We start from the raw sequence: 16,502 nt of genomic DNA, 5'->3' as shown, positions 1-16,502 counted from the left end.
GCGTGTTCATTGTGATTTATAATGAATTCTTCCTCTTGTCCAATATTGAAATGTTGTCAATCGACCAAGCTATATGTACAATTAAAGGGTATATGATTCAGCAGTGATGCTTAAAAGACGTGAAGAGAAATTTTTTTTGAAAACACTTCGAAACGTTTCGATAAATGAGAATTGATGCCATTTCTAATGGATAATGCATAGGAATGAGTGGTTGTTGCAACCATTTACAGTATAAAATGATAGGTAACAAGAAAGTTAGAAGGAGCGAACGTGGAATGGCAACGATTAAGGATGTGGCAAAGCTGGCAGGCGTGGCGCTCTCGACCGCTTCCTATGCACTGAATGGGGACAGCAAGGTAAGTGCCAAGACCAAGGCAAAAGTGCTGGCAGCAGCACGGGAACTGAATTATCGCAAAAACGGCTTTGCCATGGACCTGAAACGGAGCCGGACGAACACGATTGCGTTGATTCTTACAGATCTGTCGGGTCCGTATTACTCCGAATTGATTCGCAGCGTACAGGACGTAGCGCTGGCTAACGGATATGATCTGATTGCTTGCAGCTCTATGGGAGGACGCGACTCCACAGCGGTTCGTTTCTTGCGAGAGAAAAGAGTGGATGGTGCTATTATCCTGGCTCATAACATCCATGATGATATCCTGGTGGAATCTGCAGGCGAACGTTTCCCTATCATTGTGATGGATCGGCAACTGTCGAGCAGCCATCTGGTCAACGTGCTGGTGGACGGGGAGCAAGGTGGTTACCTGGCTACACGTCACCTCATTCAGAAGGGGCATAAGACCATCGCCTATATCAGCGGGCCATCCAATTCTTATGATAATGCTCTGCGTTATCAAGGATATTTGCGAGCAATGCAGGAGGCGGGCCTTGAAGAGAAGTCCAAATGGCGTCTAAGCGGTAATTTTGTACGTGAGGGCGGATATAGTGCAACCAAGATGATGGTTATGCAGGGCGAGCTTCCATCTGCTGTATTTTACGGGAATGACGAAATGGCGATTGGTGGACTGAAAGCATTTGAAGAGAGCGGCATTTCGGTACCGAATGACATTTCGATAATCGGGTTTGATGATATTCAACTGTCCGAATATGTTCATCCTCCGCTTACGACGGTGCGGCAGCCCAAGCATGAAGCAGGTTCATTGGCAGGACATTTGCTCTTCCAGATGCTGAACGGCGAAGCTGTGAATACATCGTATACGTTAACCATTGATCTGGTGGAGCGCGAGTCTGTACGATCGGTACAGGTAGAGTCAGGAAACCAGCCGGCCTAGGAAGTAACTCGCCCTCTTTGAATTAAGAGTTGAATGATGGGGATCACCGTCCGAATGGCCAGACAAAGGTCATTTCGCAGAGGACCCCTATTCTTTTTCAGATTTATCGAAACGTTTCGATTTTATACTAATTGAAGGAGTGAATAGTATGACAACGATGATTAATGAACCAATTCGGCTGACTGCCGGGGATTTATCCTTTACCTTTTTGAACAGTGGGGACCTGTACCAAGCTAAATCCGGTACGACCATGTTGAATCAATTGCTTAGCAACCAGATCGATGGATCTTTGAATAACCTGTATCTGCGTGTACACGAGGGAGAGAAAATCAGCTCGTTCCCACTGCTGGGTGTGCGTTCGAACAGCAAAGTGATCACAAGCAAAGCGCAATCCGGGAATCAACTGATCTGGGAAGGTACCGTACAGCTTGAAGGCAAAGAACAAGGTATTAGCTATCAGGTTGTGTTTACAGCCACAACGCAAGGCGTCTGGTTCTGGGATGTGAAGCTCACAGGACAACAACATAACGTTGACGTGGTATATGGACAAGATGTAGGTCTTGCTGATCCAGGTGCAGTACGCAGCAATGAAGCCTATCTGTCACAATATATTGACCATACGGTATTCGAAGATGAAGCGAAGGGATATGTGGTGTGTTCCCGTCAAAACCAGCCTCAGGGCGGTGCTTTCCCTTACATGCAACAAGGTTCTCTGACTAAGGCAATTGGTTACTCTACAGACGGATTCCAATTCTTCGGTCTGTCCTACAAGGAAACGAACCAGCCTGAGAGCCTGAGCCATAATACACTGGCAAATGAGACATACCAGTATGAATTTGCCTACACAGCATTGCAATCGGAGCGCGTAAGCTTGGACGGGGAAGCCCAAGTGGTCTTCTACGGACTGGCCAAAGCAGATCATCCTGCCGGAATCTCCGCACTGGAATTCGGGGATGAAGTGACTGCAGCATGGAACGAAGTACAAGCATTGACTGTGGAGCAAGGCGAGACGTTGGAACAGGTGAAACTGTCATCCTTCTTGGGTGAGCCGCTTGCTGCGCTTGATTTGACACAAGATGAGATTAATGATCTGTTCCCTGACCGTCATCAGGAAGAGCGTAGCGGTGATTCACTGTTATCCTTCTTCACGGGCAGTTATGAACATATCGTCCTGAAAGCGAAAGAATTGCTCGTAGAGCGTCCGCACGGCCATATCCTGATGAGCGGTGGCAATGTACAGCTTGGTGCGCAGGTTATTACGACGACATCGTATATGTACGGTATTTTCAATTCACAACTCGTTATTGGTAACACCAATTTTAATAAAATGATCAGTAATGCCCGCAACGCACTGAACGTGCCGAAGACGGCTGGACAACGCATTTATGTGGAAATGGATGGACAATATCGTCTGCTGACGATGCCTTCCCTGTTCGAGATTGGCTTCAACTATGTGCGTTGGATCTACAAAACCGAATCGGATACCATTATCGTGACCAACTACACCGCAGCACACACGACTGAAGTGAGCATGAACGTGCGCTCGACTAGTGGCAAAGCATATCGCTACCTGGTAACCAACCAAGTTACGATGAATGTCAATGAATACGAGTATCCGCTGCATATGACGCAAGATGGCAACACGCTGATCTTCAAGGCTGATCCGCAAGCGATTAGTGCTGGAACGTATCCTGACCTGCAATATCGCATGTCGGTGGATGGAGCAGCCGTAAATGTTGGGGACGAAACGTTGCTGGCGAGTGGTATCCGCAGTGGATCTGCATCGCTGGTTACACTTAGTCTGGAAGAGAGTGCAGAATGGACGCTGAAGGTACAAGGCGTATTGGAAGGTCAAGCTAACGAAGCAGCCGGTTCTGTAGCAGTAGGATCCAGCCTTACTTTTGAAGAGGAAGTTCAGGCGTACCGCGAATTCTTCGCAGGCGTAATGAACGGTTTCCGTTTGTCTCGTGGGGAAGGCCAAAGTGCGGAGGATCTGTTCAAAGTGAACGCACTGGCTTGGTGGTACACACACAACATGTTGGTTCACTACTCCGTACCTCACGGATTGGAGCAGTACGGCGGCGCAGCATGGGGTACTCGGGATGTATGCCAAGGTCCGGTTGAATACTTCATGGCAACGCAAAAATATGAGCAGGTTCGCGATATCATCAAAATGGTATATACCCACCAATATGAAGATGATGGCAACTGGCCGCAATGGTTCATGTTTGATAAATACTTTGCAATTCAGCAGGAAGAGAGCCACGGTGATATCATCGTATGGCCGCTGAAAGTGCTGGCGGACTACCTGACAGCGACTCGTGACTATGCGATTCTGGATGAGAAAGTACCGTATACCGTTAAGCATAGCTTCGGGTTCACGGAAGAAACAGCGACTGTATTGGATCACGCGAAAAAAGAGATCGAATATATCCGCTCACACTTCCTGCACGACACATTCCTGTCTTCTTACGGTGATGGGGACTGGGATGATACGCTCCAGCCAGCCAATGCACAGCTCAAACAATATATGGTGAGCAGCTGGACCGTTGCTTTGACTTATCAGTCCGTAAATGTGCTCGCACAGGCACTGCAGCATAAAGATGTTGGATTTGCACAAGAACTAGATGTTCTGGCCCAAGGCATCCGTGAAGACTTTAATCGTTACATGTTGGGTACAGATGTGATCCCAGGTTTCGTATACATGGAAGAAGCGGATCAGGCGAAGCTGATGCTTCACCCAACAGATACGGAGACAGGCATTCAATATCGCCTTCTGCCGATGACGCGCAGCATGATCGGAGAATTGCTGAATGCAGAACAGGCAGAATCGCATTATGCGCTGATTCGTGAACAGTTCCTGTGCCCGGATGGGGTACGTCTGATGAATCGTCCAGCTCAATATGCAGGCGGTGTGAGCAGCCACTTCAAACGGGCAGAGCAAGCGTCCAACTTCGGTCGCGAGATCGGCTTGCAGTATGTACACGCTCATATCCGTTACGTTGAAGCGATGGCGAAGCTCGGTAAGACGGATCAGGTGTGGAATGGTCTTGCCATGATCAACCCGGTTGGCATCGGCGAAGTTGTACCTAATGCCGAGATTCGTCAGGCGAACGCGTACTTCAGCAGTTCCGACGGCAAGTTCAACACGCGCTACGAGGCGCAGGAGCATTTTGATCAACTACGCAAAGGAACAGTACAGGTGAAAGGTGGATGGAGAATCTACTCCAGCGGCCCTGGAATCTACATGAACCAACTGATCTCCAATGCACTTGGCATTCGTCAGGAAGGCGGAGATCTGGTTATTGACCCGGTATTGCCGGCTGAGCTGAATGGCATGCAATTCGAATTCGAATATGCAGGAGAGCCAGTAACATTTATCTACCATCTGAACGAAGGTTCGGTTAACCGTGTAACGGTAAATGGCAAGGACATCCGCACCGAGCAAACGGCGAACCGTTACCGTCAAGGTGGGGCTCGTATCTCGCTGGATGAGTTCAAACAAGCGCGTAATGCTTCGGAGCGCACGATTGTTGAAATTTATATGTAAATTTAATACAAACTCGATGTTTCACTAGAGTGGAAGGTCATCCTCCTTAACAGGCAGGGTGACCTTTTTTTATTTGAAAAGATTTATTGGTAGGTCAGGGGAACTTGTTACGGTGAGATGATGATTCTAACGCAAAGGAACGGCCAGCAACGTGTGCAGAAGCGCATTATGGCGTATATGCTTTGTCACATAGCCTGCGTCCTCCAGCGAGCCGCACAGGCCGTCCAGCAGCGGGAAATGACGTTCCCTTATCGTTTGCAATTGGTCCTCATGACCTGCTGCCTCAGCCTGTTGAATATATGTCTGACGGTGAGCTGCATCAGCGAACATCAGATCTGTCAGGCAGATCCGTCCACGTGCAGTTAACACTCGCTGCATTTCATGTAACGCCAACTGTTGCTGGTCTGGGCTCAGATGATGGAAGGCGAAGCTGGATACGACAAAATCGAAGGAATGGTCGGCGAAAGGCAACGCCAGAAAGTTGCCAAGTTTCACATGCATCTCGGGATATTTGGTGCGGCATGTACGCAGCATCTCCCGGGATTGATCGATGGCAGTCATCGCTGCGCCGCGCTCTAACAGTCTGCCAGCCAAATTCCCCGTGCCTGTACCGATATCGAGTCCTTTTTCGCCGGACACAGGAGATATCCAGCTTGCCGTCTGCTCCAGCGCCTCATCATAGTTTTCATATATATTGAACGGTCCTGCGCCTACTCTTACTCCTAATTCTCCCGATCCTGATCCTGCATCTTCCGGATACGTTGTATCGCTGTTTGGACTGTGTGCTGTCTGGCTATTGTTCTGGCTATGGATTTCATCGCCGTTATGATCTGGTCCGCCTTTTCGATCCGACTCAACCGCTGCTTGCATGGCTCTAGGTCTCGAATCAATGCTGACGTTTGAGGCAATTTGTCCTGGCAGACGACCATTCGCCGCCTGTACCCGCTGATCGTGGATGGCTGCTTGCATATCGTAATTCCAGCGGTCATGCCAGTTCTGCCGGGCTTCCCTGAGACGGCGCGCACTGTCTGCAAGATCATGCAGATGACTGACATCCAGTGGCCCGTCTTGGCGATTGAGATCAATCATGCGCTGGGTTGTATCCAGCATGCGCTTGAGCTCAACCCATTGGGCATACATGACCGCCTGCTGCAGCTCCAGATATTCTTCCAGCCGCTGCTGATTGCCCTGGTCAATCTCTCCGAGCGCTTGGGTGATATCCTGAAGCGACATCCCGATTTCACGCAGAGCTGCAATGGTTTGCAGCCGCCAGATGTCATTCTCGGTATATGTACGATATCCGTTACTTGTCTGTTTGACGGGCGAGATCAGTCCTTTTTCCTCGTAAAAGCGAATAGCTCTCGCCGATATGCCGAGTCTGTCCGCGGCTTCTTTGATGTTCATCACGTGCACCTCCTTATCAATTCAGTATAAACGATGACGTTACGGCAAGGTTAAGTGTTTATTTCTTTCCACTGAGTGAAATTTTAGTCAAGTCTGAGGCTATGCTACAATATAAAGCAAAGGAGCATTTTGCATCGTATTCAATTGCAAAATGTCGAAATGAGTAAGGAACAAGCCATTTTTTCTAACGCTGCTTTGCGCAGTATTATCGACTATTGCTCGAAAGGTTGAACTTTTATGCTTATCAGCCATACGTATACCATTCGGCCATCCGAGATCAAGGATGCCGCCCAACTGATGGAACTGGATGCACTGGTATGGGATAAGCATACCTCTCCGGCCCCGTTTCAGTGGCGATCCAGACAACAATATTTGCAGCATTGTCCTCCAGGCAGTCAGCTGATTGCCGTTCAGGGAGAGCGGGTATGTGGTTATGTGGGCTTTTATCTGCCAACAGGAATGCCTGTTAACCGCCATGTATACGAGATTAATATCGCTGTTCATCCCCATGATCGGCGCTGTGGTATTGCTACAGCCCTGATGGATGCGATGAAACACCATGCCTTTGAACAAGGGATCATCAAACTTAGGTTGCGGGTGTTATCCAGCAATCCAGGGGCGATTGCTTTTTATACACAGTGCGGATTTGTGACGGAAGGCAGACTGGTGTCGGAATTTTATATTGCAGGCAATTATGTGGACGATATTCTTATGAGCTATTTCATCCGGGCCAACGGATAGAACAGAGTAGAAGGAGGAACAACAATGGACATGGGACTTCGGGGTAAAAAGGCGCTGGTGCTTGCATCCAGTCGAGGACTGGGCAAAGCGGTAGCCGCTCAATTGGCGGCAGAAGGCGCTGATGTCATGCTCGCCAGCCGGAACGAAGAGAAGCTTGCAGCGGTGAAGCAGGAGCTGCTGGCGCTGGGTGGCGGTGGACGTATCGAATATTGTGCAACCGATGTGACAAGCAAGGAAGATATTGATGCCCTGATTCGCAAGACAGGCGAACAGTTTGGGCAGATTGATATTTTGGTGAACAATTCAGGCGGCCCGCCTTCAGGAACATTCGAGTCATTGACGGATGAAGATTGGGAACGTGCATTTGAATTAAATGTACTTAGCTATGTCAGACTGATTCGCGGTGCGCTTCCTTACATGAAGGAGAATGGCGGACATATCGTGAACATTGCCTCCACCTCTGTGAAGCAGCCGATCCCCGGTCTGATTCTGTCCAATACGTTCCGTACGGGTGTGTTCGGATTAGCCAAGACCTTGTCACAGGAACTTGCGCCATATGGCATTCTGATCAATACGGTTGCACCAGGTAGAATTGGTACGGATCGGATACATGAACTGGACGCTGCGCGTGCAGAGCAGAACGGAATAAGTGAGGAAGAGGTTGCCGAACAATTCCGTAAGGAAATTCCACTGGGACGTTATGGTCAACCCGAGGAGTTTGCCAAAGCAGTTGTGTTCCTCTTATCAGGAGCGAATACGTACATTACAGGTACATCTCTTGTAGTGGATGGTGGCATGGTACGTGCGCTCTAAGAAGAAGTCGGATCGAGAGATTCGAAGTTATATGGATGCATAAATGCGCAAATAAGATAAGCCCCTCCTTATTCTCCACGTGTTGTGGAGTAGGAGGGGCTTTAAGGGTTGATGTATGCATTGTGAGGGCCGTCATTCGTAATGGAAGCTGGTCCTCCAACCATTCAAATTATGTAAGTCTAATTAGCGTAAAAGTTCCCATTCATGCTGCAGCATGCCATACACCGCATGGTTAACATAGCCCTTAGGCAGTTTCTCAGCCTGGCGAATAACGCCTTCAAGGACGAATCCAAGCCGTTCAGGGATGGCCCGGCTCCGCTTGTTGTTGGTTGCTGAACGAATCTCGACACGGTTCAGATCCAGGGTGACGAGAGCGTAGTCCACCAGAACGCGGCATGCGCTGGTCATCAAGCCTTGACCTTCAAAACCCTTGCCAAGCCAGTAACCGATGCTTACCGTGCGGTTGGTCCAGTTGATTTCGTGGAAGCCGATGATGCCGGCAAGATCGCCTTTCAGCCAGACACCTGCGGTGAACCCGCCGTTGTCAGCGCCCTGTTTCAATGCATTGCTGATAAAATTTGAAGTGTGCTCAATCTCGGTCACGTTGTCCACCCACGGTAACCAATGCCTCAACTGGTCCCGCGAGCGGTCCGTGAGTTCGAACAACGGTTTGGTGTGCTCCATGGCAAGTGGGCGGAGTTCGGTATATTCATCCAATGAATAGGTAAACATGAGTGCAACCTTCTTTCTTTAAAATAATGAATTATCGGGAATTCTTCGGTAGCTTGCGCTCCAATGCAAACAGGTCTTCTTCCATCGAGGCCATGCGTTGATTCACCGTAGTACGGGCGTCACCCAGTGCCTGATTATATATGAAGGGAGCCAACTGGGTCATGAAAAGATCCAGCACACCCCAAGCTGCCAGATCGCCCAGTTCTTCGCCGCGTTCCTCTTCGAAATACGACTGGATGGTACGTATGGCTTCATCCTGTTGTTCTTTGGACAGTTTTAGCGCGTTCAATGGGAAACCCTCCCTTAAATTCTGTTTTTCTATCATGCTACATGATTCGTGCGAACCCGTCAAAATGGTTTTGGGCCTATCTTGTGTGTAACTGATCCTGATTTTGGGGCGTTATTTATTGAACTCCTCCCTCGTTAAAGGTATATTTAAATGAAACGCGTACGAAACTTTCCAAGAAAATAGATTTTTTCAGGAAATGACTTCGTTATAAAGGGATTTTAGCCGGAATTGCTGCAAATTCCTGAAAGCTCCAATCAATTCATGAAAGGTTTGATACCTGTGGACAATCGTACAACCCCACCTAACTTTATCAAAAATATTATTACCGAAGATCTCCGGTCAGGGAAAGTCCAGGAAGTCATTACCCGTTTTCCTCCGGAACCGAACGGTTATCTGCATATCGGCCATGCCAAAGCGATCTGGATTAACTTTGCACTGGGTGGCGAATTTGGCGGCAAAACAAATCTGCGCTTCGATGACACGAATCCGGTCAAGGAAGATGTAGAGTATGTTCAATCGATTCAGGAAGACGTGAAATGGCTCGGATATGAGTGGAGCGAGAAACGTTTTGCTTCCGATTATTTTGATGAAATGTACAGCCGCGCGGTCTTGCTGATCCAAAAAGGCAAAGCTTATATCGACGACCAAAGCGCTGACGAAATCCGTGCTATGCGTGGAACGCTCACTGAGCCGGGCAAGAACAGCCCGTACCGTGATCGCACTGTAGAAGAGAATCTGGACCTGTTCACACGGATGCGTGCAGGCGAATTCCAGAACGGTGAGAAAGTGCTGCGCGCCAAGATTGATATGGCTTCACCGAACATCAACCTACGTGATCCGGTCATTTACCGTATTGCTCATGCACATCATCATAATACGGGTGACAAATGGTGCATCTATCCGATGTACGCATTCGCACATCCACTTGAAGATGCAATTGAAGGCGTAACCCACTCCCTCTGCTCCCTGGAGTTTGAGGACCAACGTCCATTCTATGATTGGGTTATTGCCGAATGTGAGATGGAGAACCAACCACATCAATATGAGTTTGGCCGCCTGAACCTGTCGCAAATGGTGACAAGTAAACGGAAGCTGAAACTGCTCGTGGATGAAGGCCATGTGGATGGATGGGATGATCCGCGCATGCCAACGATTTCAGGTCTGCGCCGCCGGGGATATACACCGGAAGCGATTCGTGATTTCGTATTCGAAACAGGCATTTCCAAAAGCCAAGGCGTCATCGACCTGCAAACGCTGGAGCACTTTGTACGTGAAGATCTGAAATTGAAAGCTCCGCGCACGATGGCTGTCCTGCACCCACTCAAAGTAGTCATTACCAACTACCCTGAAGGGAAAGTGGAATGGCTTGAAGCTGAGAACAATGTGGAGAACCCGGAGATGGGCAATCGCCAAATTCCGTTCTCTCGCGAGATTTACATTGAACAAGACGATTTCATGGAAAATCCACCGAACAAATATTTCCGTTTGTTCCCTGGCAACGAGGTTCGTCTGAAACATGCGTATTTCATCAAATGTAACGATGTAATCAAGGATGCAGAAGGCAATGTGACTGAAATCCATTGTACCTATGATGTGGAAACGAAGAGCGGCAGTGGATTCACAGGCCGTAAAGTTAAAGGTACCATCCACTGGGTGGAAGCAAGCCAAGCGGTACCTGCTGAATTCCGTCTGTATGAACCTCTGATCGCCGCAGAAGCACCGGATGCTGAAGAGGAAACAGAGCTGGAAGAGCAACCGGAGAAAACGTTCCTGGATCAATTGAATCCAAACTCTCTTGAAGTCGTTCAAGGGTTTGTGGAGCAAGAAATGAAGGAAGCGAAAGCACAGGATAAATTCCAGTTTTTCCGTCACGGTTACTTCAGCGTTGATCCGAAACATTCCGAGCCAGGCCGTCCGGTATTTAACCGGGTAGTATCCCTGAAAAGCTCGTTCCAACTGCCAAAAGCATAAGGTGAAGTACAAAGGTAGAACAATAGGTGAAGTTAGAGGTTTAGGGTGAGAAAACAAGTTAGGGTTATACGCCTAAGCTGTAAACCTAAATCCATAAAATTCAATCTATAAACGTAAAAGGCGTCTCCAGGGCAATAAGCCAATGGAGACGCCTTTCTTTTTTACTACTACAATTCTTAATCTTTTGTTTCGGTTTTTTAAACGATGATGTTACACGATAACGGAGAGGACAGAAATAACCTGAAGAAGCGGAGCGTTCGCCTTTATCCCCGGATTTTCCCCTTTAAATAAGGGATTCAAAAAAATCTGGGGATAACAGCGATCGGAAGGTTGTTCTGTCATCGGAGTGCTCCAGTGTGACTTTGAACGTGCGAATAGCCTACAACAAAAGATTATCTTTCACCCATTTCCGTCAACACAGTTGGCTGATAGCCGTTGCGGCGGTTCGAGAGCCACATGATTGCAAAACCAACAGCACCGATCAGGGAGAAGAATACCCCGATGTTATACATCACTTCGGCACCGAAGCTCTGGAACAGCCAGCCGCCGAACAGGCCGGCAATGACACCAGAGAGGCCGCCCCAGGCCATTGTATACACGGCCTGACCAGAGGAACGGTACGGCCTTGGAATGAACAGCATCGTCAGCTGGGTTCCTACATAGAAATACCCGCCGAACGTAATGGAGTGCATGAGCTGAATGAACACAATCTCTAACGGATTGTTCGCTAAGGCCATGAGCTGCCAGCGGATGGCGAACAACAGACTGATCAGGATGAGCGATGATAGAAGCATGCTCATTTTGCGTTTGAGAAAACGGTCCAGGAGCAAGAAAACACCCACTTCAAGGATGGATGATGTGAAGATGGCCCAGCCAACCATCTGTTTATCGCCACCCATTTCCACGATGTATAATGACATAAATGTACTGTTCATGGCGTTGGGTACGGAAACGAGCACCCCAAGCCCGATAAAGATCATAAAGTACGGATTGAACATCACCCTGCCGAAACGTCGAAAGCTCACTACAGGTGTATCTGAAGCGATCGGTTGTCTGGGTAGAAACAAGGCAAAGACAAAGGCAATGACAATCATGAAGGCAAAGACAATCGATACACTGCCCGCTCCCAGGCGGTCAATCAGCGGTCCGGCAGCCACAGCGGTTAGAGCCCAACCCAGCGATCCCCAAAGCCGAAACGTACCGAATTTCTGAGTTGTGCCATCGATATAACCGAGAATCAGGCTGTTGGTTTGGGCAAACAGTGGACTTTGAAAAAAATAAAAAAAGATCATGGCTGCATAAATCCAGGCATACGTAGGCGCATAGAATACGGCCTGAGCAAGCACAAAGGTGCCACCCATCATCATCATCAGAATAATGCGAATATTGCGTGATTTATCGCTCCAGAAGCCCCAGAACGGATTAGCGAACAAGGATACAAACGGACCAATCGCCATCAGACTGCCAATCTCCAATTTGGTCATCCCGATTTCCTGCAAATACAACTGAAGAAAACCGGCGAAGATTGAAATGGCTCCATAAATGAAAAAGTTATATAGTTTCAGCGAAACCAAAGAGGGATTGCCTCTTCCGGGTGCATATCTGTCCAATAGAGCCATTCCTTTCAGAATCATATTCTTCAATGTATCATTTGTTGAAAGGGTATTCAATGTATAGAATAAGTTTATTGAACGAGGAGGATTACCGTGAGCACGATGGAATGGACAGGTATTGTATTGGCAGGAGGTTTATCCCGCCGTATGGGTTCCAATAAGGCATTGTTGGAATGGAATGGTTCCAGCGTGCTGGAGCAGGTCATCCAAGCGATGGCACCAGCTGTGAATAGTATTATCGTTTCCGCAGGAGCCAACACGGCTGCATACGAGGCATTGCCCTATGACTGCGTTCAGGATTATTACCCTGGGAAGGGACCGCTGGCAGGGTTGCATGCCGCGCTGAAAGCCTCGCAGACAGACTGGAACCTTGTCTGCGCCTGTGATATGCCGCTTATAGAGCCATCCTTTTTCAAAGGTATGAAGTGGCTCACCGAATCAGGTCAAGAGCATCAAGCGATCGTTCCACGACTGGCAGGGCGTGTTCATCCGCTTGCAGGTGCATATCATAGACATGTTCTCCCCGAACTTGAACAGCGCTTAATAGATAATAGACTGAAAGTAACCCAATGGCTTGAAGAGATCAGCTGCCGATATGTCGACGTCGATGAGCTGGAAAGCGCTGGTGTCCATGATGTGGCCATTCAGCTTAGTAATATGAATACCCCGGAAGAGTATGAGCATATTCGCAACAGATCATACGGCCCTTAACCCATCTATTCATTCATCTTCTGATTCCTTTCTTAGTCCGATTCGGTCTCCCAACTCTGGTCCACTGGACCCGATTCGTTGGATAGATCCTGAACGGCGTTGCGATATTGAAGTGGACTCTGGCCCGTCCATCGTTTGAATTGCCGACTGAAGTGCGACAGATGGGTGTAGCCCAGCTTCCATGCAATTTCCCCCAAAGAGAGCTTCGGCTGTTCGATCAGTACTTTGGCTTCCTGCAGCTTCAGGCTGGACAGGTAGGCCCGTGGAGATTGTCCGTATACCTTGCGAAAGATCTGCAACCCATATCCCGGACTGATGCCAAATGAGGATATGATCTGTTCCACTTTGACGGTGGATACATTGCCCTCTTTGATTCGGAGCTGGGTATGGAACGCCTGTTTGATGGCTTCTGCGATGGCTCCTGCATAATGCATGGCTGCGGGAGCTGGAGCATTAGGCGAAGCATCAGATCGGGTGGATAGTGGTTCACGGTCAGCTGCCTGGGACAGCAGGGCAAACAATTCAAACATGCGTGCCTGCATGATAAATTTGTCTGTGGAAGTGTATGCCTCCGATGTTCTGATCATGTTCATCCAGTTCTCCAGGACAGGGCGCATTTGCATATTATCTGTGGTGCCTGCCTCATAGATTCGGCTGTGATGTGACATCAGCTTCAGGGTAAATACGGGATCATCTACATTAAAATGAGCACTGAAGTACGTCATGCCCTCTGATGATACACATTGGTTTGTATGTTTGAATCCGGGTGGAATTAGCAGAATCGAACCTTCCTCAACCGTATAGGTATATCCGTGAATTACACTCTCCTGAGTCCCCTTTATAATCAGCATAATTTCAAAGCCCGGATGGCATTCCTCCGGCATCGCCCAACCGTATGGAACTTGTTGGCTGTGCGCTCCATAGAATTTAATGTTACAGTCGATAATAGGCAGCCAGTGAGCCAGTGTATGATGTGGCATTTCTCGCAGCTGCGATCGGATATCCATGACATTCACCTCGGAAAAGGGTAAAAATAACTCGCCTTGTACAATCGGCACCCATAGTATACTTCATTATAATCAGTTTAACGCCAACATTGAAAATCGCAGAACAGGAGAGCGTTCGGCAGATTGCTAAGTCTCTGATGTACTTCAATAGATAATAATGTAAACGTTATCATTTTTCAATTGGATCATTTCATTTTGTATAAATGCCAAGAGCTTCATACTTCCGGATGAAAAGGGGATTTTAACATGGACAAGTTATTGTACGGGGTAGCCTACTATGACGAATATATGCCTTATGAGCGATTGGACAAGGATATTCAGATGATGAAAGATGCAGGCATCAACGTGGTGCGGATTGCGGAATCAACATGGAGTACGCATGAACCACAGAATGGTGTATTCGACTTCTCCTCAGTAGATCGTGTTCTGGATGCCATGCATGCGGCGGGTATTCAGGTTATTGTGGGTACACCTACGTATGCTGTTCCGACGTGGATGGTCAAGGAGCACCCGGATGTTCTGGCAACAACGGTACAGGGACCGGGGAAATATGGGGCGCGGCAGATCATGGATATCACACATCCGACGTATCTGTTCTATGCGGAACGCATCATTCGCAAGCTGATTTCCCGTGTCAGTAAACACCCTGCCGTGATTGGTTATCAGACGGATAACGAAACGAAGCATTACAACACTGCCGGAGATAATGTACAATTGCAATTCGTCAAATATATGCGTAACAAGTTCAGCTCATTGGATGATCTGAACAAGGAATTTGGGCTGGATTACTGGAGTAACCGCATTAATAGCTGGGAGGACTTCCCGTCTGTTGTTGGTACAATCAACGGCAGTCTGGGAGCTGAATTTGCCAAATTCCAGCGCCAACTGGTAACTAACTTTCTAGCGTGGCAGGTCGGAATTGTAAATGAGTACAAACAGGAGGGGCAGTTTGTAACCCAGAATTTTGACTTCGACTGGCGTGGATATTCGTACGGCATTCAGGGAGATGTGGACCATTTTGCCGCATCCAAACCTTTTGACATCACCAGTGTGGACATCTACCATCCGTCGCAGGATGATCTGACCGGCATTGAGATTTCATTCGGTGGTGACGTGGCACGTTCCACCAAACAATCGAACTATCTCGTACTGGAGACGGAAGCGCAGGCTTTCTGGCATTGGGTTCCCTACCCCGGACAGCTTCGCCTTCAGGCGTTTAGCCACCTGGCATCGGGAGCAAACATGGTCGCCTATTGGCACTGGCATTCCTTGCATAATTCATTTGAGACGTATTGGAAAGGATTGCTGAGCCATGATTTTGAACCCAATCCGGTGTACAACGAGGCCAAAACGATCGGCCGGGATTTTGCCAGACTTAGCCCGCAACTTGTGAATTTGAAGAAAACGAATCGGGTAGCCGTGCTGTTCAGCAATGAGGCGTTGACGTCGATCAAGTGGTTCGGATTTAATTTTACGAGTGACAAAAAATACAACGACGTTATCCGCTGGATGTATGACGAATTATACAAAATGAATATTGGCTGTGATCTGATTGATCCGTCTGTGGAGAGTTATGAAGGCTATGATGTGATCGTTGTGCCTGCTTTGTACGCAGCTTCCGATGTCTTGCTTGAGAGGCTGAACCAATTCGTACAAGATGGTGGGCATGTCGTTTACTCCTTCAAGAGCGGATTCGCTAATGAGCATATTAAGGTCCGCTCTACCCACCAGCCTGGACTGATCAGTGAGGCTTGTGGCATCAGTTACAACCTTTTTGTAGAGCCGAAAAATGTTTCGCTTCGAGATGATCCGTTCGAGGTTGGAGAGGAACAGAATCAGATTCACACCTGGATGGAACTCATCACACCAACAACTGCAGAAGTGCTGGCCTGGTATGATCATCCTCACTGGGGAGAATATGCAGCAATTACCCAGAATACCTATGGCAAGGGCAAAGCAACGTACGTTGGATGTTATACCAGCTCCGCGGTGATCCGCAACGTGTTGGAGCGTGTCATGAAGGAAGCTGGACTGTGGGGAACCGATCAGGAATTGGCTTTTCCAATCATCGTGAAGAGCGGAGTGAATGATCAAGGGAATACGATTCGGTATTTCTTTAACTACTCCGATCAGGCGATTTCGTTCGTGTATGCCTACGGGGACGGAACGGAACTTTTGGCAGGAACAGCGGTGTCCGGAGGGCAGAATATGAAGCTGGAACCATGGGGGTTCTGCATTATTGAGCAATAATGGGAAATCATAAATGAATTGACAAGTCTGTTTTCAATGATTATAAAAAGAATACCAAGACCAAAGCGCCCTCGGCTTCATGCTGGGGCGTTTATCTTATTTTAGCTCATAGCTCAGGAGTGGATGCCT

At 48.2% G+C, this 16,502-nt stretch carries 12 protein-coding genes; 7 read left to right on the top strand and 5 right to left on the bottom strand.

Going from position 1 to position 16,502, the window contains the following annotated elements:
- Window positions 1–275 precede the first annotated feature (275 nt).
- Entirely contained in the window at window positions 276–1,292 is a 1,017-nt protein-coding gene (locus BLV50_RS16775) for a LacI family DNA-binding transcriptional regulator (protein WP_063566921.1), read from the top strand.
- Between the two features lie 148 nt (window positions 1,293–1,440).
- Window positions 1,441–4,842, top strand: coding sequence for a GH36-type glycosyl hydrolase domain-containing protein (locus BLV50_RS16770; RefSeq protein ID WP_090808976.1), 3,402 nt, complete (start codon window positions 1,441–1,443; stop codon window positions 4,840–4,842).
- A gap of 126 nt (window positions 4,843–4,968) precedes the next feature.
- Here the strand turns inward: BLV50_RS16770 and BLV50_RS16765 are convergent, their stop codons facing one another.
- Entirely contained in the window at window positions 4,969–6,246 is a 1,278-nt protein-coding gene (locus tag BLV50_RS16765) for a methyltransferase domain-containing protein (RefSeq protein WP_090808974.1), read from the bottom strand.
- 237 nt (window positions 6,247–6,483) lie between these two features.
- On the opposite strand from BLV50_RS16765, the gene BLV50_RS16760 reads away from it, so the two are divergent.
- Together BLV50_RS16760 and BLV50_RS16755 are read left to right on the top strand one after the other, a co-directional pair.
- Complete coding sequence (locus BLV50_RS16760; protein ID WP_063566924.1) at window positions 6,484–6,987, top strand: GNAT family N-acetyltransferase; 504 nt, start codon at window positions 6,484–6,486, stop codon at window positions 6,985–6,987.
- 24 nt (window positions 6,988–7,011) lie between these two features.
- The gene (locus tag BLV50_RS16755; protein WP_090808972.1) at window positions 7,012–7,800 is read left to right on the top strand and encodes an SDR family oxidoreductase; all 789 of its coding nucleotides are present in this window, start codon (window positions 7,012–7,014) and stop codon (window positions 7,798–7,800) included.
- A 183-nt stretch (window positions 7,801–7,983) separates the two neighbouring features.
- On the opposite strand, the gene BLV50_RS16750 is transcribed toward BLV50_RS16755, so the two are convergent.
- Window positions 7,984–8,532, bottom strand: coding sequence for a GNAT family N-acetyltransferase (locus BLV50_RS16750; protein ID WP_063566926.1), 549 nt, complete (start codon window positions 8,530–8,532; stop codon window positions 7,984–7,986).
- Between the two features lie 31 nt (window positions 8,533–8,563).
- The gene (locus BLV50_RS16745; RefSeq protein WP_090808970.1) at window positions 8,564–8,821 is read right to left on the bottom strand and encodes a DUF2164 domain-containing protein; all 258 of its coding nucleotides are present in this window, start codon (window positions 8,819–8,821) and stop codon (window positions 8,564–8,566) included.
- A gap of 261 nt (window positions 8,822–9,082) precedes the next feature.
- Here BLV50_RS16745 and BLV50_RS16740 point away from each other — a divergent pair, with 261 nt between their 5' ends.
- On the top strand, window positions 9,083–10,792 hold the full coding sequence (locus BLV50_RS16740; protein ID WP_177031218.1) for a glutamine--tRNA ligase/YqeY domain fusion protein: 1,710 nt from the start codon (window positions 9,083–9,085) through the stop codon (window positions 10,790–10,792).
- Window positions 10,793–11,184: 392 nt separating this feature from the next.
- On the opposite strand, the gene BLV50_RS16735 is transcribed toward BLV50_RS16740, so the two are convergent.
- Window positions 11,185–12,426, bottom strand: a complete 1,242-nt coding sequence (locus BLV50_RS16735) for an MFS transporter (RefSeq protein ID WP_371129263.1) — start codon at window positions 12,424–12,426, stop codon at window positions 11,185–11,187.
- Between the two features lie 81 nt (window positions 12,427–12,507).
- Here BLV50_RS16735 and BLV50_RS16730 point away from each other — a divergent pair, with 81 nt between their 5' ends.
- Complete coding sequence (locus tag BLV50_RS16730) at window positions 12,508–13,116, top strand: molybdenum cofactor guanylyltransferase (RefSeq protein WP_256337993.1); 609 nt, start codon at window positions 12,508–12,510, stop codon at window positions 13,114–13,116.
- Between the two features lie 32 nt (window positions 13,117–13,148).
- On the opposite strand, the gene BLV50_RS16725 is transcribed toward BLV50_RS16730, so the two are convergent.
- Window positions 13,149–14,123, bottom strand: a complete 975-nt coding sequence (locus BLV50_RS16725; RefSeq protein ID WP_072733658.1) for an AraC family transcriptional regulator — start codon at window positions 14,121–14,123, stop codon at window positions 13,149–13,151.
- A 246-nt stretch (window positions 14,124–14,369) separates the two neighbouring features.
- Between BLV50_RS16725 and BLV50_RS16720 the strand changes: the two genes are divergently transcribed.
- On the top strand, window positions 14,370–16,373 hold the full coding sequence (locus BLV50_RS16720; RefSeq protein WP_072733657.1) for a beta-galactosidase: 2,004 nt from the start codon (window positions 14,370–14,372) through the stop codon (window positions 16,371–16,373).
- The last annotated feature ends 129 nt before the right edge of the window (window positions 16,374–16,502 follow it).

Source organism: Paenibacillus sp. 276b, assembly GCF_900107875.1.
GTDB lineage: Bacteria > Bacillota > Bacilli > Paenibacillales > Paenibacillaceae > Paenibacillus > Paenibacillus marchantiae.
The sequence above is the reverse complement of the archived record's forward strand: the minus strand, read 5'-3'. Positions and strand labels throughout refer to the sequence as shown.

Excerpts from the sequence above, each read along its gene's own strand:
- BLV50_RS16775 (WP_063566921.1), top strand. The coding sequence starts at position 276 with ATGGCAACGATTAAGGATGTGGCAAAGCTGGCAGGCGTGGCGCTCTCG.
- BLV50_RS16770 (WP_090808976.1), top strand. The coding sequence starts at position 1,441 with ATGACAACGATGATTAATGAACCAATTCGGCTGACTGCCGGGGATTTA.
- BLV50_RS16765 (WP_090808974.1), bottom strand. The coding sequence starts at position 6,246 with ATGAACATCAAAGAAGCCGCGGACAGACTCGGCATATCGGCGAGAGCT.
- BLV50_RS16760 (WP_063566924.1), top strand. The coding sequence starts at position 6,484 with ATGCTTATCAGCCATACGTATACCATTCGGCCATCCGAGATCAAGGAT.
- BLV50_RS16755 (WP_090808972.1), top strand. The coding sequence starts at position 7,012 with ATGGACATGGGACTTCGGGGTAAAAAGGCGCTGGTGCTTGCATCCAGT.
- BLV50_RS16750 (WP_063566926.1), bottom strand. The coding sequence starts at position 8,532 with ATGTTTACCTATTCATTGGATGAATATACCGAACTCCGCCCACTTGCC.
- BLV50_RS16740 (WP_177031218.1), top strand. The coding sequence starts at position 9,083 with ATGAAAGGTTTGATACCTGTGGACAATCGTACAACCCCACCTAACTTT.
- BLV50_RS16735 (WP_371129263.1), bottom strand. The coding sequence starts at position 12,426 with ATGATTCTGAAAGGAATGGCTCTATTGGACAGATATGCACCCGGAAGA.
- BLV50_RS16730 (WP_256337993.1), top strand. The coding sequence starts at position 12,508 with ATGGAATGGACAGGTATTGTATTGGCAGGAGGTTTATCCCGCCGTATG.
- BLV50_RS16725 (WP_072733658.1), bottom strand. The coding sequence starts at position 14,123 with ATGGATATCCGATCGCAGCTGCGAGAAATGCCACATCATACACTGGCT.
- BLV50_RS16720 (WP_072733657.1), top strand. The coding sequence starts at position 14,370 with ATGGACAAGTTATTGTACGGGGTAGCCTACTATGACGAATATATGCCT.